Source organism: Fibrobacterota bacterium (assembly GCA_019509785.1).
Lineage (GTDB): Bacteria > Fibrobacterota > Fibrobacteria > UBA11236 > UBA11236 > Chersky-265.
Map to the genome: position 1 here is coordinate 187,927 of JAEKLQ010000024.1, position 25,708 is coordinate 213,634.

14 protein-coding genes are annotated in these 25,708 nt (G+C 60.6%); 7 read left to right on the forward strand and 7 right to left on the reverse strand.

Annotated elements, in window-relative coordinates; genetic code table 11:
* Positions 1–2: 2 nt before the first annotated feature.
* Positions 3–977, forward strand: coding sequence for a 4-hydroxythreonine-4-phosphate dehydrogenase PdxA (pdxA, locus tag JF616_03840; GenBank protein ID MBW8886870.1), 975 nt, complete (start codon positions 3–5; stop codon positions 975–977).
* Here the strand turns inward: pdxA and JF616_03845 are convergent.
* From JF616_03845 to JF616_03865, 5 genes are all read right to left on the reverse strand, one after another.
* Positions 970–11,871 carry a DUF2341 domain-containing protein gene (locus JF616_03845; protein MBW8886871.1) on the reverse strand — a complete coding sequence of 3,634 codons (10,902 nt, stop codon included), beginning with the start codon at positions 11,869–11,871 and terminating at the stop codon, positions 970–972. The genes pdxA and JF616_03845 overlap by 8 nt on opposite strands.
* A 137-nt stretch (positions 11,872–12,008) precedes the next feature.
* Entirely contained in the window at positions 12,009–13,472 is a 1,464-nt protein-coding gene (locus JF616_03850) for an esterase (protein ID MBW8886872.1), read from the reverse strand.
* 61 nt (positions 13,473–13,533) lie between these two features.
* The gene (locus JF616_03855) at positions 13,534–14,619 is read right to left on the reverse strand and encodes an MBL fold metallo-hydrolase (GenBank protein MBW8886873.1); all 1,086 of its coding nucleotides are present in this window, start codon (positions 14,617–14,619) and stop codon (positions 13,534–13,536) included.
* Between the two features lie 123 nt (positions 14,620–14,742).
* Complete coding sequence (locus tag JF616_03860) at positions 14,743–15,339, reverse strand: DJ-1/PfpI family protein (GenBank protein ID MBW8886874.1); 597 nt, start codon at positions 15,337–15,339, stop codon at positions 14,743–14,745.
* A gap of 259 nt (positions 15,340–15,598) precedes the next feature.
* Positions 15,599–16,336, reverse strand: coding sequence for an AraC family transcriptional regulator (locus JF616_03865; protein ID MBW8886875.1), 738 nt, complete (start codon positions 16,334–16,336; stop codon positions 15,599–15,601).
* Positions 16,337–16,444: 108 nt separating this feature from the next.
* On the opposite strand from JF616_03865, the gene JF616_03870 reads away from it, so the two are divergent.
* Both JF616_03870 and JF616_03875 read left to right on the forward strand, forming a co-directional pair.
* A complete protein-coding gene (locus tag JF616_03870) occupies positions 16,445–17,233 on the forward strand; it encodes an alpha/beta hydrolase (protein ID MBW8886876.1) in 789 nt (262 codons plus the stop codon).
* A gap of 139 nt (positions 17,234–17,372) precedes the next feature.
* A complete protein-coding gene (locus tag JF616_03875) occupies positions 17,373–18,035 on the forward strand; it encodes an EF-hand domain-containing protein (protein ID MBW8886877.1) in 663 nt (220 codons plus the stop codon).
* A gap of 106 nt (positions 18,036–18,141) precedes the next feature.
* Here JF616_03875 and JF616_03880 read toward each other — a convergent pair whose 3' ends face one another.
* Entirely contained in the window at positions 18,142–19,236 is a 1,095-nt protein-coding gene (locus JF616_03880; GenBank protein ID MBW8886878.1) for a PQQ-dependent sugar dehydrogenase, read from the reverse strand.
* A gap of 42 nt (positions 19,237–19,278) precedes the next feature.
* Complete coding sequence (locus JF616_03885; protein MBW8886879.1) at positions 19,279–19,821, reverse strand: PQQ-dependent sugar dehydrogenase; 543 nt, start codon at positions 19,819–19,821, stop codon at positions 19,279–19,281.
* Between the two features lie 357 nt (positions 19,822–20,178).
* Between JF616_03885 and JF616_03890 the strand changes: the two genes are divergently transcribed.
* The 4 genes from JF616_03890 to JF616_03905 are packed head-to-tail and all read left to right on the forward strand — an operon-like array spanning position 20,179 to position 25,664.
* Positions 20,179–21,342 carry a DUF1080 domain-containing protein gene (locus JF616_03890; GenBank protein MBW8886880.1) on the forward strand — a complete coding sequence of 388 codons (1,164 nt, stop codon included), beginning with the start codon at positions 20,179–20,181 and terminating at the stop codon, positions 21,340–21,342.
* Positions 21,343–21,402: 60 nt separating this feature from the next.
* Positions 21,403–22,893: a hypothetical protein gene (locus JF616_03895; protein ID MBW8886881.1), complete on the forward strand. Its 1,491-nt coding sequence runs from the start codon at positions 21,403–21,405 to the stop codon at positions 22,891–22,893.
* Positions 22,894–22,914: 21 nt separating this feature from the next.
* Positions 22,915–24,288 carry a hypothetical protein gene (locus JF616_03900; protein ID MBW8886882.1) on the forward strand — a complete coding sequence of 458 codons (1,374 nt, stop codon included), beginning with the start codon at positions 22,915–22,917 and terminating at the stop codon, positions 24,286–24,288.
* A 17-nt stretch (positions 24,289–24,305) separates the two neighbouring features.
* Entirely contained in the window at positions 24,306–25,664 is a 1,359-nt protein-coding gene (locus JF616_03905; protein ID MBW8886883.1) for a hypothetical protein, read from the forward strand.
* The last annotated feature ends 44 nt before the right edge of the window (positions 25,665–25,708 follow it).

The window sequence follows — 25,708 nt, forward strand, 5'->3', positions numbered from 1 at the left end:
CCATGCGCAAGCTCTTCGTCACCCTGGGGGATCCCGCCGGCATCGGCCCCGAAGTCATCGTCAAATGCCTGGCGGGCATTTCCCTCGAAGGCGAGGTGGAGCCCGTGGTGGTGGGCGAACGCGAAATCCTGGAAGAGACCGCCAAGGCGCTGGGCCTCCACGTGCGCTTCTGCCCGGACGATTCGCCCCGCCATGGCCGCATCAAGGTGCGCAGCTTGGGGCTGCTCGGCCCCCGCGACTTCGAACTCGGCAAGCTCTCGGCCCCGTGCGGGAACGCGGCCTACCATTACTTCGCCCATGCCGTGGAAGCCTGCCTGGCCGGCGAGGCCCAAGGTATCGTCACCGCTCCGCTCAACAAAGAGGCCATGAACCTGGCCGGCCACCATTACGTGGGGCATACCGACATCCTCGAGAAGATGACGGGGGCGGAAACCGTCATCATGGCCTTGGTACATCCCAAGCTCATCGTCAGCCACGTCACCGATCATCTGCCGCTCCGTAAGGCCTTGGACCATATCACCGTCCCGCGCATCAAGGAAGTGGTGAAGCTGACCTGGCGCACCTTGGTGGCCACGCGAACGCCCACGCCGCGCATCGCCCTGGCCGGGGTGAACCCGCATGCGGGCGAGAACGGCCTGTTCGGGCGCGAAGAGATCGAGGTGCTCAAGCCGGCGATGGAAGAATTGAAGGCGGAGGGCTTTCCCGTGCACGGGCCTTTTCCCGGCGATACCGTGTTCCTGCAAGCCTTGCAGGGCCGCTTCGACGCGGTGCTGGCCATGTACCACGACCAGGGTTTCGGGCCCATGAAGACGGTGGACATGGCCAACGGGGTGAACTGCACCTTGGGACTGCCCTTCGTGCGCACCTCGCCCGATCACGGGACCGCCTTCGAGATCGCGGGGAGCGGATTAGCCGAGCCCGATTCCATGCGGGCGGCGTGGGAGCTGGCGGTGAAGCTGCTTCCGCCGGCTATTTGATCAGCAGCATCTTGCGCGACTTCACGTAGCGCCCCGCCGTGAAGCGGTAGAAGTACTGGCCCGAAGGCGCTTCGATGCCGCCCTCGTTGCGGGCATCCCACATGACGCTGTACTTGCCAGCCGCCAAAGCCTTATCGGGCCGCACCAAGGTCCGCACCACGCGGCCGCGGGAATCGTAGATGATGAGGCTCACCTTCAGCTTCTCGCGTAGGGAGAAGCGTAAGGTGGTGATGGGATTGAAGGGATTCGGGTAGTTGGGCAAGAGCTCGGTGGTGAACGGATTGCCGGGGCGCCCGGCGCGCGGGCCGTAGAAGACGCTCCCGCCGTTGAAGTCCACCGCTTCCAGAAGGTACTGGTACGCGCTCCCGAACGTCGCCGTCCGGTCCAGGAAGACGTAGTCCCGCGTGCTCGCCGAAGATCCGCCTTGGGCCCCGGGAATGGGCTTAGGCGTGATGCGGACATAGCCCAGGCCGGCCAGCTCCTTCGAGCTCAGCGAGGCCGAAGGCAGGGTATCCGGCGCGTTACCCTCGGCCGAGGCCTTCCCTGCGGGCGCTTGGGCCGGCCCGGCAGATGCCTTGGCCGCCGCCAGCCGTCCCGCGTAGGCGAGGCTATCCTTGGCCACGATGGAATCGGCGGCCCCGGAAGGGACATAGCGGCGCCAAACATAGAAGCCGAGATTCTCGAATTCGCTTTCCGTGGTCCAGGCCAGGGAATCCACGCCATCGCCACCGGTGGCTTCGAAGCGGTTGAGCTTGACCGCCAAGCCCGACTTCTGGCTGATGAAGAAGACGTGTGTGCCGGGGGCCAGGGTTTTGTTGAATTGCATGACCACTTCGTTGCTGGCCGTATTCAGATAAGCGTTGTAATGGTATCCCCTAGTCAAAACCTGATTATCGAGCACGACGAAATCGGGCAGGGTGCCCTGCGTCCACGAGCTGATGCGGAAGGCGGGATAGAAAGAGGTTACCGTGTTCACGAACCTGAAACTGGCGATTCCGCTGGAGGCTGCATAGGTGTAGGCCCCGTCGCCTTCGGCGAAATTGTCGGCGTTGAAATCGAGGGCATCGTTGGTGACGCGGGTGCCGGTGATGGCGGTGAGGACGGCGGGGATCTGGGAGTCCTTCAAGAGGCTGTCGGCTGTGGCCGAGTCGGCGAATTTCTTGGAGAAATCCATCATGTAGTTGACCGTAACCGGCTTGTTGGCCGAGGTCCATTGCGAGAGCGGCATGTAGAATTGCAGCGCGCTCTGTTCGCTGGAGCCGGTCTGTTGGGAGTAGAAGGTGCTGCCGCCCGTCAAAGCCGCCGAAGTCGAATAGGTGGAAGTGGCGTTCTTGACGCTCAGGATGGCCATGCCGATGGGGTGGAAATTGAGGTCTCCGCCGAGCAAAGCCCAACGGGCATTGGCCGTGGCCGTGGTGGTCGACCACGATGCGGTCGCATTGTTTCCATCGTAGCCCGCGCTGAGATCCAGCCGCGGCGTGTCGAAATTGATGGATTGATTCCTGACCTGGTAGCTCACGAATACACGTCCTGTTGGGTAGAAGGTGAAGCGCTTGGTCACCGCCGCGGTGCCCTCGCCGGTGAGCGAGTCGGTGCTGAGGGTCAGGGATAGGCGGGTGGAAGAGCTGTCCACTAAGGTATAGGTGTTGGTCGCCGGCGATAAGTATCCCAGGCCGCTGGCGAACATTTCCGGAGAGGTCGCATCCAGCTTCAGTGATGACAAAACACGACCCGATTTGTACGAGTATCCGGCCAACTGAAAGGCCGAAGAGACGGCCACGTTGGGGCTCACGGCCGCGGCCTTCCATTTCATGATTTCTCCGAAGCCGGAGTCGAGTGTGGTTGACGGCGTGCCGGTAGGCGTGGTCCATCCCTTCAACCCGAGCTCCATATACCACTGCCCGCTGGACGCGCCGGAAAAGACGGTGTCGGTAAAGTTCTTGATGGCGATCTTGCCTGATGTCGACGTGATGGTCAGCGACTTCATGGCCGTGGCCGTGCCCATGAACCCGGTCGAATCGTCGTCGTCGATGAACAAGGTCTGATCGGCGCCGGTCAGGATCTTGTTCAACTGCAATGTCAGGTAGTTCCCGGAGTAGGCGGTGGAAATCGAATCGACCACGTAATCGACATTGGTCTTAAGCTTGGTTCCGTTGAGGAAGACGTACTTGGGGTCGCGCGGCCCGAACCAGTTGGAGATGTAGAAGGCCGGCTGGACGCGCGTTTGCGCCGCGCCCCCGTTGATCAAGGCCACCACGCGGTTGTTGTTGTCGGCCCGCAGGGCGTAATGGCCGTAGCGCGACGAGAAGCCGAAATCGTAAACGGATTGCACGTCCGAACCCGGCAGTTCGCGGTTGTAGATACGCACGTCGTCCAAGGTCCCCTTGAATTTGGCATTCGCAATCGCTCCGGATGCGTAGCCGAACACCAGGTTGGCGGAATTGCTGGTGGCCGTAGCGGCAGCGGTAGACGCGGCGGTCTGAACCCCGTTGACGTACATCTCCAACTGCCGATTGCTTCCCGCATCGGCCACCACCGCGATATGCGTCCATGCTCCGTCCGTTAATGTCGGGCTGGTGACCGTGGCCGCGCCCATGGTGAAGATCACCTTGTTGACGCCGGTAACCTTGCGGCAATACCAGCCGTTGGCATTTGAGAGGCCCTTACTGAGAATAAGCGCCGTATCCCCCATGGTGAAGTCGGGCTTGAGCCAGAACATCACCGTGAATCCGTTGGCCGGATTCAGCACGCTGGTGCTGGCTACGTAGGCCGAATCGGTGGTCGTGAAGAGCACGCCCCCGCCCACCTTGCCGGTGGTCCATTTGTAATTGGCCCCGCCCAAGGTGGCGTTGTTCAGGTTATTCACCGACTTGTCGCGCGCGGTCGATCCCGCCCCGTCGTCGAAGGTCCAATGCCCTTGGATGAGATCCTGCCAGGAACGCTCGCCGATGAGGGTGCCGGCGCTCATGGAAAGGGTGCTGGGCGTATAGGCGTCGGCGTTGATGGCCGCGGCCTTGTCGAAGGTGAGGGAATTGTCGCCGACGTAGAGCAGGAAGTCGTGCCGGCGCACGGTGTTCTGCGACAGGTTGGCCAGGTCGGTGGTGTTGAAGAGGACGGTGCCAGGCGAGCCCGAGGCGGCTGTGGAAGTCGCCCAGGTTTCGCTCCCCGAAGCTCCCCCGTCGAGGTTGCGGGTCACCGAGAGCAAGGCGCCGCGCGAAGAGGTGGTCAGGTAGCCGAAGCCGTTATTTGTCCCCGCCGAAGTATAGGCCGCCGTGGTCGTGCCCAGTTTCAACGTGTAGTCGACCGTGCCCACCGTCGTGGTCGAAGCCGCCAGGTTCGACAGTTCCGATTCGATATACACGTGGCCGGAGGAGTAGACGCTGTAATAGATGTTCAGGTCGAGGGAGGCGGAAACGGGCAGGCGCTGGCGTATGACCGCCCGGGCGCGGGTGCCTTCGATCAAGGAGAGGACCGGTCCGGCGGTGGTCTGCGATGAAGCCGTGTAGGAATCGATCTTGGCGTCGAAAAGCAGGCTGTTGCTCGCGAGCAGGTTGGCCGAACTCGTGACCTTGTCGAAGAACTGGGTGATGCCGGCGCCGCGGGCCTGGTCCCAGATCAGCTTCCATTTCGAATTCTGTACCGTGATCGTCGTCGCGGTGCTTGTAACGGCCAAGGTGTCGAATTCGCCGGAAGGATTGGGCGTGTAACCGGTGCCTTCGTAGAGGCCGATATCGGGGGCCGTCCCGAGGGGCCGGGCGGTGCCGAAGTAATCGGCGGGAGTGCGGCGGGTGCACGCCCCCGCCCCCGAGCCGTAAGTCGTAGTGCCCGCATCGATGGCGGGCGAACCGGGAAGGAGCTTGAAGGCGTTGCGATCCGTAGGCGTGGTGTTCGCGAAAAGGGGGTCCGCCGTGACCGAACCCGTACAGGTGGTCGTGGTAGTATTCTGTCCCGTGGTCACGCCGAAGAACAGGTTGTTCGAGCAAGAGCCGATATTGGCCAAGAAGGATGTGATCCCGGTACCCCAGTTGTAGAAGATATTGTTCGACACGGTCGCATCGGTGGCGGAGGCGTTGACGAACTGAGAGAATCCGACGGTGGTGCCGCCCGACCCCACGAATACGTTGTTCACCACGTTGAAGGAATTGTCGTTCTCGGTCAGGATGCCATAGTAGATTGGCTGGTAAATGAGATTGTTGGCGATATGGTGCTGGTTGTTCGTGCCGCGCAACTCGATTGCGTCACCGTGCTTGTTATTGCTGGCGGTGTTATAGATGCGGCAACCTTCGACAAAGACATTGTCCGCGCCGGTGACATAGACCCCCACATCGCTGTTGATGAGGCATTTGACGTCCAGATTGCGGATCCCCATGTTGCCATAGAGCACCAAAGTCCATAGACGGGCCCCGCCGTCCAAGGTCCCGGACCCATGGCCAAACATCACGGCGCGCGAATTGTTGTCGAAGGAAGTGACGATGGACGGCTTGGTGGTGATGGAGAAGACGCTGTCGGTATAAGTTCCCGGCATGACGCGCACCACCAGGGTATCCGTCGCACTGGCCCCGCAGGCTAGCGCATCCTTGATCGTCTTCTTCGGCGTGGAGGGGTTCTGGGCGCTCGCGCAACTGTTCGCCGCTAAACCGGTTGCGGAGTCTACATAGATGGTATCGGGCATGGTGACGCCGACCAAGGTGGCCGAATCCGATGACGCGGAAGTGAAGGGACTCCATTTCCCGGAGGTATCCCGCACGGCCAGGGCGAAGTAATAGGTCGTGGGATAGGTCGCGGGGTAGTTATAGGTGGTATCGGTTTTGATGAGCTTGGCCACGAAAGTAGAGCCGCTGCCCACGCTGTCGGGATAACCCGAATACTTCACCCATATGCCCACCGAATCGGCCTTGGAGGAGTCGGAAACGGCCGAGGACCAGGACAAGCTGATGTTGCTCGACGAAGTGGCCGTGGCGGTGAGAGTGGCTTTATTGTTCGGGCCCGCGCGGCTGTTCCAGAATTTGTTGCCGGTGGCCCGCTGGGTTTCGTAATCGAGCTTGATCCAATCCGCCGAGCGGACCGTCTGGCTCCAACGGACTTCGTCGAAATAGCCGTTCCAAGGGTTTATGTTATTGGTCGACCGGATCCCGATGCGTGCGGTGGACGTATTTCCCGCGAATGACAGGGTTTGACTGCTATAGGTGGAATCGAGCGATCCATTGACGTACAGCTTGTAGGTGCCCGACCCGTCCCAGGTCCATGCGGCATGGTACCAGGTGGCAGTGGAGAGGACGGTGTTTCCCCGGACCGTGTTTCCGTTGATGTAGGGTTCCACGCGGTTGGAGCTGCTCACTCCGCTGGCGGCGAGACCGAAGGCGGTCGCCGAAGAATCGGATTTGGTGATGGTAAACATACGATTCCCTCCGGCGGATCCCGAGAAGGAGGTGGCGTTGAACCAGGTGCTCAGCGTGACCGGGGTGGAGGTGGCGGGTAGGAAATTACTCGACGCCACGAGTTCGACATAATCATTGCCAGAGCCGAACTGATGGCCCCGTCCGATGACCCCGTTCCGCCCGGTCGCGCTGATCATGTCCGTACCATGGTAGGCGTCGCCGGTGGCGTCCTTATAGACGCTCGCCGTACCCGTTCCGGCGGTTTCTTCGCTCAAGTGCCAGACTCCGGTATGCGAATCCGAGGTCGAAAACACGCAGCTCCCGCATTGCCCGTCGGCGACGGTCACCCCGTTGGCCTGGTAATACAGGGTGATGAAATCATGATCGCTATTGCCGTCCACCTGGGGCACGAGCACCCAGATTTCGGCGGAATCGATCCCTCCGGTGCGGTCCCATCTCTCCACCTGGTAGTTGAGCCACGTCGTGCCATCGCCGTCCAGGAAACGGATATCGGTCGGAGCGGTGGTGCCGCTTCCGTTCACTCCATACGCGGCCAGTCCCGTCAGCCGGACCAGCATCGGATAATTGGCTACGTTGCCCGTTACGTTCGCGCCCGTCTTGGTCGTGTTGAAAACCAGCTTCTGGGTGTATTTGAAATCGGAGGGCGAAGGATTGAACAAGGGGGTGGAATCGCGGCGCTGGTTCTGGTAGCAGAGTTTGATCCAATTGGAATCGCGCGCGACATTGGCGATGGCGATCTCGTCGTATTTCCCCTGGTAATACAAGTCGGTACCATAGTTGGATTTGCCCAGGTAATTGTTGGTGCGCGTGACGTTGCGTAGGCTTTGGGAGGAGGTTCCGCTCCCCGCCAGCACGCCGTTCTTGTAAAGTTTGAGCGCGGTCCCGTTTATGGTGAGGGCGAAATGGCCCCATACCCCTGTGGCTATGGCTCCGGTGGCCGTCTTCACGCCTCCCGCGGTCGTGTTGTTCACGATTTCCGCGTAGGAAGTCGTCGAGGTTCCCTGGCGACCATAATAGAGGTTGTCCACCCCGGAGCCGTTGCCGAAATCGAACAGGCGGGCGCCGGTGGCCGTGCTGGACCAATAGGCCCAGCCCGTATAGGTGAATCCGTTGGACCAATCGGCAAGCCCCGAAGCGATGCTCAGGTACTGGTTGCTGCCGTTGAGGCTGTCTGCCCCCGCGATTACCCCTCCCTTGAATTCGCTGCCGCTATAGTTGTTAGTGGTCAAGGAACCCGCGCTGCCCACCGCATCGGGGCGCGCCCCGGTCCCGCTGGTATTCAAATGCCAATCCCCGATGAAATTGTTCGAGGTTTGGAAAACGCAGCTGGCGCATTGCCCATCGGCCATGGTCCCGCTCACGCTCGCCGCCTGCTTGTAATACATCGTGATGCTATGGCCCGCGTAATTGCCTTCCACGGTGGGCACCCTGACCCACACCTCCCCCGAATCGATCCCGCCCGTTCGATCCCAGCGCTCGATCTGGTAATCCAGCCAGGTGACCCCATCGCCGTCCAGGAAGCGGACATCCGTCGGAACGGTTGTGCCCGAATTGTTCGCGGCGAGCGCGGTCACGCCCGAAAGGCGGATCAATACTGGAAAATTGGTGACATCGGCCGCGATGTTGGCGCCCGAGGCCGTGGTATTGAGCTTAAAGGTCTTCGAGTTTTGGAAAGATGCCGTGGTATAGGCGGTCAGAAAGGTGCTGGTCGTTTTCTGGGTTTCGTAGGAAAGCTTGATGAAGTCGGAAGAGAGCGCGGTGGCGGTATTGCCGATGCGCACCTCGCTGATGTCCCCGTTGAAACCGGTTCCGAGGCCCCCCGCATTTTCCCCGATGTAGAGATCGGTATCATTGGTGGTGATGCTGGGGGTCAGGACGGAGGCGGTTCCGTCCCGGGCTCCGTCCACGTATAACCGCGTGCTATCGCCCGCGAAAGTGCCCACCACGAGATGCCAGCTTCCGTCATTGACGTTCACCGCCCCCCCTGACGCTAAGGTCGCGCCGGTCTTGTTGCAGGCGAAATACATGAAGTTGGTGGTATTATGGCGGGTCAGCCGAAAGGTGCCGCCTCCCTTGGTCACGATGGCCTGGTAAGCCTTGTTGAAGGTGCCCACCTTGATCCAAGCCCATACCGATATGTTCGTGGTCAAATCGTAATTCGATTCATTGGGCACGTCGATATAGCTGCTCGCGCTTCCATCGAAGACGGCCGCGTTCTTGCTGACGATACCTCCATTGGCCAGATTGGGCAGGTTGGAGACGAAGGTTCCGTGGTTGGCGAGGGTGGTGGCATCGTACGCCTTGGCCTCGGGCGCGTTCAGGTGGAACACGCTTTTGAAGACTCCGAACACCGAGTCGGAGCGCGCGTATGCGTTGGTGGTGCAGGAATCGCAGCCATAATACAGCGTGATGTAGTCGGTGGCGGAGTTGCCATCCACCTGGGGCACCTTCACCCAGACCTTGCCCGTTTGGTTGGGCTTATCCCACTCCACCACCTGGTGTTTCAGGGTGGTGCCATCCTTGTCCACGAAAATGAGGTCGGTACCGCTGTCACTGGTCGCGCTGAAGGTCAGGTTCGACGATGTGAAGCGGAGGAAGAGGGGAAAATTGACGACATTGCCCGACACGTTCGCGCCCGATGAGGTCGTATTGAAGTTGAGCCGAACCGATTTGGTGAGATTGGACAGGGTGGCCGGCACGCTGAAAAGCCAATTGGTATTGCTTTTGGCGTTATAGCTATGGGTGGCGACGCCTTTTGAACCCCCCGAGGCATCGCTACCATAAATCGTGGCGTAATCGGCCGTGAGCGTCCCCGCCGTCGTGATGGTCCATGCCCCCAGGTTCAGATCGACCAGGTTCCCGGCCGATCCCGCGAAGCTGGCGTTTCCGCCCACCGTAAGGGTGCGCCCCGTGAGATTGGTGAATGCCGATGCGTTTCCGTTGGTGAGGGTGAAATTGCCCGTGGTAGTGACGTCTTCGCCGTTGAAATCCAGGACGCCGGCGGTTTGCGCGTAGGAAAGGCAATTCAAGGTATTGGTGGAAAGCTGCAAGGTCGCGGCGCCGGTACTAGTGATAGCGGGAAGCGAGATTCCCGAGGGAGGGGTAAGCACCTGGATGCCGGAGCTTCCGGTCATGGCCAAGGTTCCCGTTCCCGGCGTCACCGCGGTCAGGCTGCGGAGGTTGGCGTCCCCTGTGGTAACTTGCACGGTACTGGAGCCGAAATCCATGGATCCCCCCGAAGTCGAGATGGAGGCGATCGAATGAGTAAGCCCGGTCCCCCATTGCCACGTGCCGGCGCTCTGGGTGAACGCGCCTGTCGTGAGACCGTTGGTATTCACCAGAACGGTTCCCCCGGTTCCGGATTCCGTGATGGTGGGTAAAGTGGCTCCGCTCTTGGGCGTAAAATTCTGGGTGCCCGAGGTGCCGGTGAAGGCCAAGGTGCCGGTCCCCGCGGTGACGGTCATCCCGGAATAGAAGGTGGCATCGCCGGTGCTGATTGAAAGGGTTGAGGACCCGAAGTTGAACGTCCCCGTGTAATTGGTGAAATCGATGGAGGCGGCGGTATAGGCCGCGCTCATGGTCGAGTTGGCATCGTCGTTGGCGCTCGTTCCGTTGAAGGACAAGTTGAGGCCGGAGGACAGGGTGGTGCCACCTTGGAATTCGTCGAATACCACGGTAGACGTGACGCTGGACGTATGCGATGTAACGAACAGGGCGATTTGCGAATTGGCTCCGGTGCTTTGCGGAGTTTGGGCGGTCCCGACTTGCGTCCAGGCGCTCGTGGTGGCGGTTCGGTAATACGCGGTGACCGAGGTACCGCTTTTGACCATGCGTAGCCAGCAGGGGAAGGTTACGGAACCGGTCGAGGTAAAAGTTTCGAGTTCGCCCACATTGCCGGAAATGTCGTATTGGAAGTGAAAACCATTCGAAGGCGTTACCGACAATGCGGCATAGCCGCCATTGGTCAGGGTTGCGATATTATCGGCCATCATGATGCCCGCCTTGGACCAGGGGTCGGCGGCGCTCTGGGATACCATCTTCACGGAAACATCGAAATCGCCCGTGATGTCGCTTCGGTAGGCGGCCACGAATTGGTTGGTCGCCCCCGAAATGTCCGAGCCCCGGCCGCGAAGGGTGAGCTGGTCGGCATTATCCGTCAGACTGTAGTAAGGGGTTTGGGTATCGGCATAGCCATCGTTATCGTACATCGTCCAAGCCGCGTTCTTGGTATCGGAGGTGAAATCGTCATCCGTTCCCGATGCGGCCATGCTGCCCGTTCCGTCGGCCTTGGTGGTCCAATTGTATGCCTTGTTGAAATCGGTACTCGAGGTGAGTACGGCATTCCGGTTCCAATAAACGGTAGGAGCGGCGGTGGCGCTGTAGGTGACGGCGGTTTGGCTGCTTTTCTGGGTCTGATAGTTGAGCTTGATCCAGTCCGCCGACCGGGCGGCATTGGAGATTTCCAACTCGTCCATCTTGCCGTTGAAATCGTTATTGGATTCTCCCGCGATCTTACGGCCGATGAATAAGAGATCGCCGGTGTTGTCGGTGCCGCCGGTAAAGTTGCTGAACGTAAGGGTCTGCGAGGTGCCGTCGATATAGACCTGCTTGACCGGTCCGGTGCTGTTGTAGACGTAGGTGACCTGGTGCCAGGCATCGGTTCCCACCGCGGTGTTGCCAGCGATGTACGCCCGGGTGTGGCCGACAAACGCCGGATAGCGTCCTTGCTCGTTCGAATTCGTGGTATTGTCGCCGAAATAGAAATTCGATTCCTGGCTGGACCAGGTGCCGTCGTTCCCCTTGGAGAATAGGGTTCCCGGACTGGCCACGCCGCTGGACAAGTAGACCCAGGCCGAAGCGGTGAAGAGGGTTCCGAAGCCGACCTGATTGAAGGCGCCGGTCTGGAAATAATCCCCGGTTCCATCGAAGGTCTGCCCCGTCCCGATGGCGCCGGTCGTGCTGGCGGCATTGCCGTTGCGCGTGCCGCTCAGCCCGTTCGAGGTGGCATCCGTGATGCTGCCCGAGGTTTCGCCGAGATGCCATACGCCTTGGAAATTATTCCCGGTCGTGAACACGGAGGATGCGCTGGAAGCATCGGTCTGCCCGCTCTTGCCCCAGTATATCCGGATGTCCGTGCTGGCATTGCCCGCTATCGAGGGCACCAGCACCCAGATGTCCGCCTCCGTCGCGCCCCAAGACTCGATCTGGTAGGGAAGCGCCGTAGCCCCGTCCGAGCTGGAGAAGCGCACGTCGGCCCCGTTCGCCAAGGCGTCGCTCAAGACGTCGCTGGCATTGGCCGTCAGCAACCGTATGAGGATGGGATAGGTGGTCTGCGTGCTGGTTACGTTGGCGCCGCCGCCCGAGTTCGTCGTATTGATGGTGATGGTCTTGTACGTGGCCCAGGTGTCGTAGGGACCTGCGTGGGCGGTGGCGGCCAGCAGCAGCAGAGCCGCGCAAAGCCTAAGCCCGGCGCGGATCGCCAGCGGCGGTCTCATTCCGGATATGGGTCGCGGCGCGGATGCCGGATCGAAGTGGCGGTCCATCGTTTAAGCGGATTCCTCTCGGGGCGGGCCCCGTAAAACGCTTTACGATTATAGGACTCGGCCGGGTCCGGCGACCCGGATGATGGGCTTTAATGCTTTGGGGGATTTGGAGTATTGGAGGCGGGCGCTTCCTTCGGCATGAGCCCGGGCTCGAGGATCCTGCCGTCGGCGGAATGAAGGGCTCCCCCTTCACCGGTGAAGAGACCGGCGGGCAAGATTTGCGTCGGGGGGTCGCGATCGGACCGTGAACGCGGGCGCAGCGAAACCGGTTCGGGATCCAGCGTTAAGGACAAGTAGCCGATGGGATCGGGCTTGGCCGGGTCCATGACCGGACGATCGCCGAGCAGGAACGGCGCCATGGTATTGCCCAGATCCTTTACCCCTTTGGCCACGCAACGGGCCAGCTCGTAGCCGCCGATCTCGGTGAAATGGGTGCCGTCCATATAGCACTTGTCGGCATCGGCCGCGCCGTAGGCCTGCATGACTTGCATGGTCATCTTGTTCAAGTCGATGCTGGCCACGCCCAGGGCTTTCGCCTGGTTGCGCATCGCCTCCGCGAGCCCGCCGATGGAGGTCTTGGGATCGGTGTCGCCCTCGCGCGCCGTCGGAAGGACGAAGATGGGCACGCATTGCTTGGCCCGGATCTGATCGGCGAAGGTCTTGAGGTTGGCCGGGTAGCCCTCGCTGTCGGCCGGGGTCTTCTGATCGTTGTGCCCGAATTCCACCGCCACGTAATCGCCGGGCTTGGAGTCGGCCAAAAGCTTGGTCAACCGTTTCATCGCCAGGAAAGCCCCGGCGGTGAGGCCCGACTCGGCATAGTTGGCGATGGCCAGGCCGGGCTTGAAGAAGCGGCCGATGTCCTGCCCCCATGCGGTCCAGCCTTCGTTGGCCGAATCGAGTTGGTCCACCACGGTGGAATTGCCGCACAGAAACCAGGTGATCGCTTTATCGTTCCGGACCAGCTCCAGGCCCGCGATGGCCGGCTTGCGGCCCGAGAATCGCAAGGTCAACTTCTCGTCCCAGGTATAATAACCCAGTTCGCGATCCTTCAAGGTCATGGTCACGGTGCCGTCCACGCTCTTGGCCTCGCGCCGGTTCACCGTGATGGTCCTGGCCGCCAGCTGACCAGATACGGTGGTCACGCGATCGAAAAGCAGGCGGCGGTTCTCGGCCTTGACGGTCGTCTCGGAAGCGCCCGCGGGATCGCCCAGGTAGACGGTCAGGTCATAATTGCCTTGCGGAAGCTTCACGGAGAAAAGCAGTTCGCCGTTAGCGGTACAGAAGTCGCCGGTGAGCGGATCCCCGCCTTGGTCCTGGCAGGTGGCGGCCGCGCCCGTTTTTTCGAAGCCGTATCCCGAGGCGGAGGTGTAAAAGGTGGCGGGTCCGACCGGAAGGTAGCCGGCGGGCGCCGCCTTGCCCGCCGGGCCGAAATCGTATTTATAGGTTTGCGCGCCGACCGGGAGCATTCCCATCAGCGCCAGTCCGAGGACCGCCCTCGCCGCCGTTTCGAGCCATCCCCTGCGAAGCTTGTTCCGCTGCATCATATCTTGCATCGATTTCCCCTGGAATGGCACCGCGCTTTCCGGATCCTATAATACTCGCCTTGGTCTCGCCTTAGTCGATCGGATCGGTCACCGCCTCCACCGGCGCGGGCGGCGTTTCGGTTTCTTCCACGTCCCGCCACCAAGGGTCGATCGACTGGACATGGCCCGGCTCGATGGGCTGGCCGAGCCGAGGCATGAGGAGCGGCGCATCGGTCGGCGCCAGCTTCACGAGCATCTCGGCGGGCTCATCCCACGCATGCATGGCGAGATTGAACGTTCCCCAGTGGACGGGCAGGAAAGCGCCGCCGCCCAGCAGTGCATGGGCCTTAAGGCCATTCTCCGGCCCGAGATGGATTTCGCCCCAGGCGGGATGCCAGGCGCCGACCTCCAGCATGACCAGATCGAAGGGGCCGAGCTTGTTCTTGATCTCGCCGTATTCTTCCGTCAAGCCGGTATCGCCGCTGAAGAAGACGGAGTGGCGCGGTCCGCGCATCGCCAGCGAGGACCAGGAGGTGCGGTTCCGATCCGCGACGCCGCGGCCGGAAAAATGCTGGGACGGGGCCGCCGTGATGGTGAGATCCCCGATCCGATGCGACTCCCACCAATCGAGTTCGGTGATGCGATGCGCGGGAACGCCCCAAGCCTCGAGGTGGGCGCCCACGCCCAACGACGTCACGAACGGGACGTCCAGCGGAACCAGCCGCAGGATGCTCGGATAGTCGAGATGATCGTAGTGGTCGTGGGAGATCACGACGGCGTCGAGGCGCGGCAGTTTCCCGATCTCGACCGGCGCGGGGTGGAAGCGCTTCGGTCCCGCGAAGGAGATGGGGGAAACGCGATCGCCCCAAACCGGATCGGTCAAAACCCGCATGCCATCGATCTCCAACACAACGGTGGAGTGGCCGAGCCAGGTCGCCCGCAGCCCGCTCTGCGCGGGCCTAAGCCAAGTCTCGAGCGGATCGACGATGGGCAGGACGCCCGCGGGAACGCGCCGCCGGCCTCCGCACATGTATTCCTTCACCGTCGCGAGCGCCGTTCCCTTCTTCAACCCCGCGCCCACGGGGAAGGTGTTCCGGAAGACGCCATCGCGGAACCGCGACGAGGCTTGCATGCGCTCCAGACGCGCTCCCTGCGCCTTGCTGCCTAATGCCTGCATGAATCTCCTTCCCGAAGGTAGGCGGTGATACGAAGAAGGGATCCCCGCAGGAATCCCCTCTTGTCGCAAGGACCGCGCTAATCCCGCACGGATCGGCGCGTCCGGATTTCGCTTCGAGAGGCCTTAAGCCGCGGCTCCCACGGCTTCCCGCTTCGCGCTTTGCGGCGCATGCTCGCGCAGCCAGCCCATCACTTCGCGGTAGAAGCCGGGATGATCCTGCCAGGTACGGGAGGTGATTAGATTGCCGTCGCGCACGACCTCGCGATCCTCGTACTTGCCGCCGGCGGCGATGGCTTCCCAGCGCACGTGCTCATAGCAGGTGACGCGCTTGCCCTTGGCCAAGCCGGCCGCGGCCGCGATCTGCACGCCATGGCAAATGGGAAAGACGCCCTTGCCGGCCTTGTCGAACTCGCGCAGGATGTTCAAGACTTGTTCGTTGTTCCGCAGATACTCCGGGGAGCGGCCGCCGATCACGATAACGCCTTCGTACTCCGCCACTTTCACCTCGGAAAAGGTGATGTCCGAGCTCCACTTGTAGCCCGGCTTCTCGATGTAGGTATCCCAGCCGGGTTCGAAATCGTGGATAACCAGGTTCAAGGCGCGTTTGGATGGCGCTGCCACCACGGGCACGAAGCCTTCTTCCATGAAACGGTGATTGGCGTAGAGCGTTTCGTAGCTTTCGCCGCCATCGCCGACAATGATGAGGATCTTGCGAGCCATCCTTCCCCCTATATGAATGCAGAAACGGTTCAGTGTTCCGGGGTTTTTCCCCGAGCTACTTCAAGTTAGCCAGGATTCCCCTTTTCCGGGTGGAAGAATTCCGCATTTAGTCGCCATATTTCGACAACCCGCCCCGGGGAAGGGCCCAAAATATTGCGCGGAAAGGTGTTTGGCTCCGGGAATCGGCCTTCCGAAGCGGAAGGGGCCTTCCGAAGCGGAAAGGGCCTTCCAGGGTGGAAGGGGCTAGCCGGGAGGCTTTTTAAGGATTGGAGGGCAGGGTGCGCTGAGGAGCCGGCTGGCGCGCCCGGAAAGCCCGCGGCGAATAGCCGGAGTGCTTTTGGAATTGGCGGGAGAAGTGGCTGGTGTCGTAGAAGCCGGTTTCCCGGGCGATGCGGCCGATAGGGTGGCGGGTGACCACCAGCAATTGCTGGGCTGCCTCCAGGCGGATGCGCTGGATATAGCGCAGGGGCGGCTCGCCGTACTCCTTCTTGAAGTTGCGCTCGAATTGCTTTACCGAAAGCATCGCCATCCTGGCCAGGGCGGGAATCTCGATCTTCTCGGAATAGTTCTCCATGATATAGTCGACCACCGGCGGCAATCGTTGCTCTGAGTCGGGAGGAGCGTTCGCCTTCTTGAGATGGCGGCAAACCCCTTCCAGGCCGGAAACGGTCCCGTCGCCGTCGCGCAGGGGAACCTTGGTGGTGGTGAACCAATCCGCCGTGCGATCGCGTCCCAGCACCAGCTCCACGCGGTTGACGACCGGCTCGGCCATATCCAAGACCCGGGAATCGTCCTTGATGTAATGCTCGGCCAGGAAACGCGGCCAGATATCGTAATCGGTCCTATCCAACAGCTCGGACTCTTGCTTTAAGCCGGCCATGCGGACGAAAGCGGCATTGGCGGCGACGAAACGGCCCTCGCGATCCTTGGCGAAATACCCCGTATCCGGGATATACCGGAACAATGCCAGCCCGCCGCCGCTCAAGGTGTTCGCCATACGGCGAAAGGTACGCTCAGAATCACTTGAAGAATCGGCGTTTCCGGAAGGTAGCAGACAAATTCCCCTCTCTTTTGGATTTTTCCGGGTCCATCGAGGGGGGGCGCCTTGGCGATTCAGACCCATGTAGACATTGATCGCTTGCGCATCGAAGAGTCCGGGACGGGACCGGCCATTTTGTGCCTGCACGGAGTGGGCGGCTGCGGCGCTTGGTTTACCGGCCTGGCCCGGCGCCTGGAGGACCGTTTCCGGATACTCAGCTTGGATCTGCCCGGCACGGGGCAGAACCGCCAGGCCTTCGCACCCTTCTCCATCGAGCGTTGCGCCCGGGTTCTGGCCGAATACCTCGAAAAGCGGGAAACCGGTCCGGTGGCCGTGCTGGGCCATTCCATGGGGGCGATCCTCGGACTGCACCTGGCGGCCGCCGTACCCGCGCGAATGCGCGCCTTGATTTCGGTCGGAGGACTGCCTTCCATTACCGCCGGCACGCGCGCGCGCCTCACCGAGCGTAAACCGCTGATCGAGAAAAACGGGATGGGCGGCCTGGGATGGAAGGTCGCGACCGCCAACTTCTCCAAGGCCAGCTTGGCGCGTAGCCCGGAAACCCTGGCCCTCTTCTCCCGCTTATGGGAGTCGCAGGACCCTTCCGCTTATCTGGAAGCCATGGACTCCTTGATGGCGGCCGAGGCCGAAAGCCTGGCGGCGCATGCGAAGATGCCCTGCCTGGTGCTGCGCGGGAAGGAAGACGGCTATGCGCCGGCGGAGGAATCGCGCCGCTTCGCGGCTTCGCTTCCGGGAACCATGCGCTTCTTCGAACTGGAGGGCTGCGCGCATATGCCCTTCCTGGAAGATCCGCAGGCCTTCGCCGAAGCCATCGCCGCTTTCCCGCGGACCTGACGCGGAACTTAAAGTAATCCCGCGGCTTTTACGCCAATCCTACTAGTTAAGAAATTTCAGCGAATCCTTCCGGCATCCGATATCCGTTAGGCGGGGAATATCCCCGGCCGGGCCGGAAGCCCGCGCGAAAGGAGAAAAGATGATAAACAGTATTCAAGGCGGAAGCCCAGGCGCGAGCACTCCGCTCAAGCATAACCGGCGCTTCGCGAAGATGGATAAGAACGGGGACGGGGGCCTTGACGAAAGCGAATTGGCCGGCATGGCCAAGCGCACGGGCAAAAGCGCTTCCCAGCTCCTATCCGAGATGGATACCAATCAAGATGGTAAAGTCGATTCCGGCGAGATGCGGACCGCCATGGAAAAGCGGAGGGCGGCCTCGGGCCAGGCTCCGGACGCGGCGGGGCAATTCACCACCGCGCTGATGAACATCCTCAAGCAGTTGCAAGGCGGATCGACCGGCGGTAGCGACGGAAGCAGCGATGCCTTTTCCAAAATGGATACCGACGGGGACGGCAAATTGACCCCGGCGGAATTCGCGGCGGGATCGGCGAAGCAGAAGAGCGACGGGGACCAGGGCATGGCATCGGCCGCCAAGGAATTCACCTCGTCCCTGATGAACCTGTTCAATCAATTGCAGGGATCGGGCCAGGGCGGCGGAGCCGCGAATCCGGCCGCAACCGCATCCGCGGGAACGACCGGGCAGGGCGACATGGTGGCCCAATTCCAACAGGCCCTGAAGAACGGCTTCTCCTTCACCCAGACCACCACCACGGAGATGACGACGCTCCAGTCCATCGGCTAACGGCGCCGTCTGGCCGCTTTGCAAGTACCCTCTCGACTCAGGGAAGAGTCGGGATTGTCCGCGAGCCCCATTCACGGCCCTGATTCACGGACACCATCCACCGGACTTAATCGCGAACCAGCTTGAGCGTCCGGCTGCCTTCCGGCCCCGCCACCTGCAAGAGATAGACTCCCGCCACGCGCGCTTCCTTTAGGGTAACCTGCATGCTACCGGACCCGTTCCGCGTGGCCAAAGGCCTTCCGGACAAATCGTACAGGCGGATGACGAAGGCCCCGGCGCTTCTCACGGCCACGGACAATTCCCGGCCCGGCAATACGCCGATTTCCGGACCGCCGCCCGCGCCGCGGGAGGCATGCGCGATCGAAACGGGGAGTTCCAACTTGGGGAGGGCAGGCCGGCAAGTTCCGTTATACTCGATCCGGATGATGCTCGTGCTCGAAGTCACGGACCGGTAACCCGAATAGCTGACGACATAGAAGGCGCCGTCGGGTCCGGTTTGGAAATCCAAGGGCGCGTTTAATTGGATTTTGGTGAAAATGGGATCGTTGGCCGTTATGCTTTTGCCGTCGTCGGTGACGGTGAAGGCATACGCCTTGTTGGCCCCATTGAAATCCGTGACCAGCCATTTGCGATTGAAATGCGGCGGCATCTTGATGGAGGAATTCAGATCGCCGTCATAGCGGTAAATGGGACCGGTGATGGCGCAGGCCCGCGCATAAGCATAAATGGGCGCGATGGCCGGAGGCAAGGTGTCCAAGCCGAGGGTGTAGCCGTTCAAATTGGCTCCGGCAGGGATAACGGGGTGGGCCGGGTCGATTCCCGATTTCGTCGCTTTGGCGCCGGCGAAAAAGGGATAGCCGAAATTTCCGGGCGCGGTGGCCAAGTCGTACTCCTCGGTTTTATCGGTGCCGGCGTTGGATCCGTTCATGGGTTTGCCGTCCATATCGGCGTCATCGGGGCCGACATCGCCCCAGACCAGCCAGCGGCGGACGGGATCGAGGGACAAGGTATACGGATTCCGCGAGCCCATCACGTAGATTTCGGGACGCGTTTTCCCCGCCGGATATTTTCCCGCGGGAAACAGGTTGCCATCGGGAATGGAATAGGTGCCGTCCGGTTTGGGATGGATGCGCAGCACCTTGCCGCGCAGATCGTTGGTATTGGGGGAGCTCCACACGGGGTAAGCATCGCTGCCGATCATGTCGTTTCCGGTGCTGATCCAAAGATCGCCATAGGCGTCGAATTACAGAGCGCCCCCCGTATGCTGGCTGCCGATCTTGATCGGAACGCTGAGCACGACCTTCTCCGAGGCCATATCCATATGCGCGTTGGCCGCATCGAGCGTGAAGCGCGATACCCGCCAACTCGTCTCGCTGGCGCTTTTAAAGGTGTAGTACAGGTAAACCCAATGGTTGGATTTGAAAGCCGGATCCAGGGCGATGCCCATCAGGCCGTCGGAGGAGGACCCATCGATCGTCAGGTTGAATTTGCCTAAGGTCAAGACCTTTCCCGTCTGCGAATCGAACTTGCGCAACTTGCCGAAGCGCTCGGTGAAATAAACGTCCACCTTGCCCTTGGCGTCTTCGCCCGGTTGGGCGAGGAGATCGAATGCCATTTTCATGGGTTCGTCTATCGTATCGGCCGAGCGCGAAACCAGGGTCGTGACCTTGAAATCCGCATCCGTCAAATCCGAACAGCCCGTCCAGGTCAAGGCGGAATGGGCGGGATACGCCGCCAGCCCGACAGCGAGAAAAATCCATCCAAGCGAATTACCAGTATCTCTCATGTTACCCCACCGTATCGGGTCCCGTTCCGCACCCTAGGGAAGCGGGCCCGACTAGGCTTTAATAGCCTGATAATCGCCTTAGGTCAAGCCGTTTCCGCGGGGCCCTGCCGGTTACGCCATATCCTGCATTTCCCAAAAGAAACCCATATCGCTTGCGCAACTATTCGGAATGCGTACGCAACTCACATACGGAGACGGAATCTAATGCAACGTGAACGATAGTTTTCTTCCTGGAACGGTGGTATTCTCAGATGAAAAATGGGCTAAACCGCACAACCTCTTTTCCCGGGTTTCTCATATATTGGCATAAGCCGAACGGGACCTCCCGCGGGGTTTCATCATCACGGGGATTTTCAAATGAATTTAATCTCAAGGGTTTGCCTGGCTTTGCCGCTGACGACGTTCGCATTGGCGATGGCGGATCAACCTGCCATCTCGATTCCCGTAACCAACGCGCCTTGCCAGGATGGCCCGAAGATGAACGGCACCAAGCCCGACACCGTCAACGCGGCGCCGGATTCGGAAGGCTTCGTCTCCATCTTCAACGGGACGGATCTCACGGGTTGGTGGGAAGACTGCCAAACGCATACGACCGATACCAAATCGGGCGGCGTCTGGATCGTCGATCCCAGCCAGCACATCCTCTATTCGCGGGAAGAGGGCGCCAACGGCGACATCCTCGCCACCAACAAGAAATACGACAATTACGAAATCATCATGGACGTCTGGCCCGTTTTCGGGAACGACGGCGGCGTTTTCAATCGCACCACCGCGTCCGGTTCCTGTTGGCAGTCCACCATCGACTACATCCAGGGAAGCAGCGTGGGCGGGAGCTACAACGAAAAATCCTGGATGCCCGGCAACCTGAACGATGATCCCTTCCTGTTCGGGGGCAGCCCCGCCAACCCGTCCATTTCGACCTGGACCACCTTTACCAAGGATTTGAACCCGACCAGCTTCGGCTGCGCCGCCGGAGGCTGCGTCGCGTCCGACTTCGAGAAGGTCTGGGACATAAACGGCTGGAACCAGTTCCGGGTTAAATTCTACGACGGCTTGACCGTGGGCCGCAGCGTCACCATGGAAAATTTCTTCCGCAAGGCGGGCGCGGCGAATTGGGTCCCCACCTATAAGAAAACGCAAGCCCAGGTTACGCCTGCCGGCCCCATCGCGCTGCAAATCCACGGCGCCGGCCGTTGGAAGGCCGGCACCTATAACCTGTACCGCAACATCAAGGTCCGCCCGCTCAATACCGATGGAACGCCGATCATCCCTCCCGTGAGCGCGATCAAGGCCACGGGAAGCGCGGCTCCTTCCCTCAAGCTGGCCAACGATATCCTTACCGGCAGCCTGGACGGCGATTACGAGATCACCTTGTCCGACGTGCGCGGACGGGTGGTGGAAAGATTCCATGGCGCCGCCGGGATTTTCCGGCACGCCCTAAGCAATGCGGCGCATGGCGTCCTGATCGCCGAGTTGAGAAGCAATCGTGGCGTGACCCACCTTCACTTCAGCCGTATTTAATCCCGGCCCCATCCTGATTATTATTACAGGAACGGGAAAATCCCCGCCGGAGCTCCGGATATGATTAAACCGTTACGCTTGCTGGCGGGCTTGGGCATTTATGTCCTGCCGTTCAGCGCTCATGCGGTTTCCCTGAAATTGCACTCCCAGGCCTGGACCGAGGCGGGCCGAATCATGCACTCGACCGACACCTTGCAGGCCAATTTTAATGGTAATTGGGAACAATCCATGGGCATGCAGGTGAACGGCGCCATAGACCTGGGGGAAAACCTGGAAGGCGGATTCGGGTTCGGCATGAACCAGGTTTACCATTCCCTGGGAGACCTGCAGCAGGAAAAATTCACCCTATCGAAGTTCATCAATTACGTCTCCGAGGCCAGGGTGACTTACTCCCTGGGAGAAAAAGCCAACCCGGTTTTCAGCGCCACCCTCGGCGACTTCGCGTACAATTACAATCCCGAAGTCAAGAATCTGGGCCTTTACCTGTTCCGGGGGCCGGTGTATCCGGGCTTCCTGGTCTCCGGCTTCGAGGATTTCCATACCGATACCACGCGCGCGGCCTTTCTGGGGTTGCATCTGCATCATGCGATGGGGCGGTTCCAGCAGGACCTGATCCTTTCCAGCGAAAGGGATTTGCCGCCTAGCTTCGATTGGAGCCTCGGCTACGTGGCCAAATTCCAGCCCGTGGACGGCCTGGAATTCGGGGCGGGCGTCAACTTCTACCACCTTATCCCGGACAATGCCGACATCACCACGCCGAACAACCGCAAGGTGGACGGCCTGTTCAGCAAGGACTCCAACCTGATTGCCGCAGGCGGCCCGGTGGATCCCTACCAACTCCAATACATGGAAGTGGTTTCTCCCGGCGACACCGTCGTGTATACGCATCAAGGCGCCAAGGTGATGGCCATGTTCGATTTCGATCTCAAAAAGGTTTTCGGCCTCTCGGAGGGCTTGGGGAAAAAGGATTTGATCCTCTACGGCGAAGGGGCCATCATCGGGGTGAAAAACCAGGGGACGATTTACTCCCGTATCGGCGACCGCATCCCGGTCATGATCGGGTTCAACCTGCCCACCCTGGGCTCGCTGGATTTCCTGTCCGTGGAAGTGGAACGCTACACCGCCAAATACAAGGCCGATTACAGCAAGCTGGGCTATGATCAATCCTTATACTTCAAGAACATCGCCCCACCGCCGTTGGGGGCCAAGAAGCAGCCCTCCGCGATCCCGATTTCCACCAAGGATTTGGCGGGCGATCGTTACAGCATCAATTCCGACGGCGATTTCGTGAACATCCAGACCGGCCAGGTGATCAAGGTCAAAGGCACGGCCCTGGACCCGGAAAACCTGACCGCGGACGATTGGAAGTGGTCGCTCAACGCCGAGAAAACCGTGGCCGGCCATGTCCGTTTCACCGGCCAGCTCGCCAACGATCATTTCGTGCCGCGGCCCATACGCGGCGGCCTGATCACGGAAACCTCCGGCCTTTCCCAGGTTTTTTCCTCGCTGAAGGACTGGTACGTCATGGGCAGGATCGGGTACTTCTTCTAAAGCCTGGATGAGAATTCGATCATGCGTTGGCAATTGAAATCCATACTTCCGCTTCTGGCGCTGGCCGCGTCGGTATGGACGCAGGGAAACCTGCGGGCGCAGGATTCCCTGGACGTGAAATACAAGGGCGCGGCCTGGCTTCAATTCGGGCGCGTCCAACACAGCACCTATTCCCTGGTCAATGGCGGCGAACCGAACAACATGAACGGCAACTGGGTGCAGGCGGCCGGGGTCCAGGTCGCTTCAACGGCCAAGTTCGGCGACGGCTGGGACGGGGCCATGGCAATGGGCGTCCTCCAATCCGAGAATGCCCGCGGGGACGTAAGCGTGGCGAATAACTGGTACCCCATCTGGAGCACCTTCATGGGCGAGGCCCGGGTTACCTTCACGGCCGAACTCCCGGCCTCGCAGAAAATCCAATTGAACCTGGGGTACTTCCCTTACGATTACAATCCCGATGCCAAGGATCTGGGGCTTTACCTGCTGCGCGGATACGTTTATCCGGGAACCCCGGTTTCCGGTTTCGAGGCCCGGGGGACGACGCCGGCGGCCAATATCTACGGGGGCATGTTCAGCTACGGGATCGGCGCCTGGAAGAACGATCTGCTCCTGATTTCGGAAACCGAAAACCGCCCCTACTTCGATCTGTCCGTCGCCGACGTCGCATCGTGGCAGCCGGTACCGGCCCTGCAACTGGGGGCCGGGGTGAATTTCTACCGCTTGCTGCCGCGCAACAAGAAAAGCGATTCGCCGCGCCAACCGTGCAACAACGTCGCCACCAACTACGTGCAAATCGATGAAATCGACAATGAAGTCTGCTTCATCCAGGACACCATATCCTTCGACCCGGCGACGCAAACCGCCAAGGTGGACACCGTTTACGGATCCCTGTCGGGGACCAAGCTCATGGGCCGCTTCCGCTTGGATCCCAAGCTTTTGCTTGATTTGTCCGCGCCCTTCGGAAAGCAGGATCTGGTCCTCTACGGCGAGGTCGGGATATTGGGCCTGAAGGATTATCCCAAGTACTACAACGATATCAAACGGCGCATGCCGGTGATGATGGGATTCAATCTTCCCGCCTTCGGCTGGCTGGACAAGTTTTCCATCGAGGTCGAATATTACGCTTCCAAGAACTTCGCCGATTACGGCAAGGCCGAAGCGGATTACTCCTGGGTCCCGCGGCCCGTGCCCGACGTGAACAATGCCCGGGACGATTGGAAATGGTCGCTCTATTTCTCCAAGGTTTTGCTCGGCCACCTCCGCCTTTCGGGCCAGGTCGCCAATGACCATCTCCGCATGTTCGGCCCTCCGGATATCGGATTCATGTCCTATGCCGAGACTTTGAATACGCAGAAGGATTGGTACTGGATGTTCAAGTCCACGTTTTTCTTCTAAGGGATGGCCGGAGCAGCATGAGAACCTTTGCTTTCCGAACCGTCGTTATGGCCATGGCGGCCGCGGGCGCTCTGCGCGCGCAACCCGCCTCGCCATCCGGTCCGCAAAAAGGATTGGACTTCCACGGAGGAGCGACCTTCGGGTACGGGGAACTCGTGCATTCGAGCGACACCTCCCAGCTCGACTACTCGGGCAACCGCATCCAAAACGTATCGGCGCGATTCTCCATGCGGGCCGGCTTCAGCGAAAACCTCTCCGTGACCGCCGGCATGGGCATCGTTGAGCGCCATTACCTTTCCGGGCGCATCAGCGATAACGGCGGCCGCACGCCGTTCGTCTGGTCGCCCTTCGTAACCGATGCCAGCCTGGAATACGCGTTTTGGAATGCGGGGGAAAACCGCGCCGCGATAACCGCCGGATATTTCCCGTACACCTACAATCCCGACATCAAGGACCTGGGGCTATACCTGTTGCGCGGGCCCGTCCACCCCGGCGTTCTCGTTTCCGGCTACGATTCCAAGTATACCCAACCCATCGCCAACACCATGGGCCTGCGCGTGCAGCTTGCCACGGGCCCTTTCGAACAGAACCTGATCATCGGAAGCGAAATCGAGAACTATCCGCTTTTCGACATTTCCCCCGCGTACATCGCCAGCGTGAAAATCGGCGCGGCCCTGCGGATCGCGGCGGGCGTGAATTTTTACCACCTCATTCCCATCGACAGAAAGCTCACTTCGCCGGACACCTTCGGAAGCAATGATCTACCCGACAATTTCAACGGGGATCCCAACTCCCGGACCCAGATTTACGTCGATCCCGATACCGCCGCCCACGACACCACCTTCCTATCCTTCGCGGGCACCAAGCTGATGGCCAGCGCCAGCTTCGATCCCAAGGCTTTCTTTTCCAGCGATGTATTCGGCCGCGAGGATTTGAAGCTGTACGGGGAAATCGCCGTCATCGGGCTCGATCACGGCAAAGCGTACGATGCCATATACGGGGACTTAATGCATCGCATGCCGGTGATGGTGGGTTTCAATTTCCCCGCCTTCGGCCTTCTGGATCATCTCTCCCTGGAAGTGGAATGGTACGGGTCCAAGGTGAAGGACGATTTGGGACGATTGCAAGCGACGACGGGCAATTACCAATCGCCCCTTCCGGTCGTGAACAGCGCGGGGTTGAACCTCAGGCGCGACGATTGGAAATGGTGCCTGCAGGCCGCCAAGACTTTCGGGCAATTGCGGATCAGCTTGCAGGCGGCCGACGATCATAGCCGTTCCGGGGGAACGCTCACCTCTCCGGGGTCCGAATGGGAAACTTATTTCGTCACCCCGAAAGATTTTTATTGGCTAGCGAGGCTGGGTTTCTTCTTCTAGCGGACTCCCCTGGAAGCGGATGTTAAATGCGCGCGCATGACGCC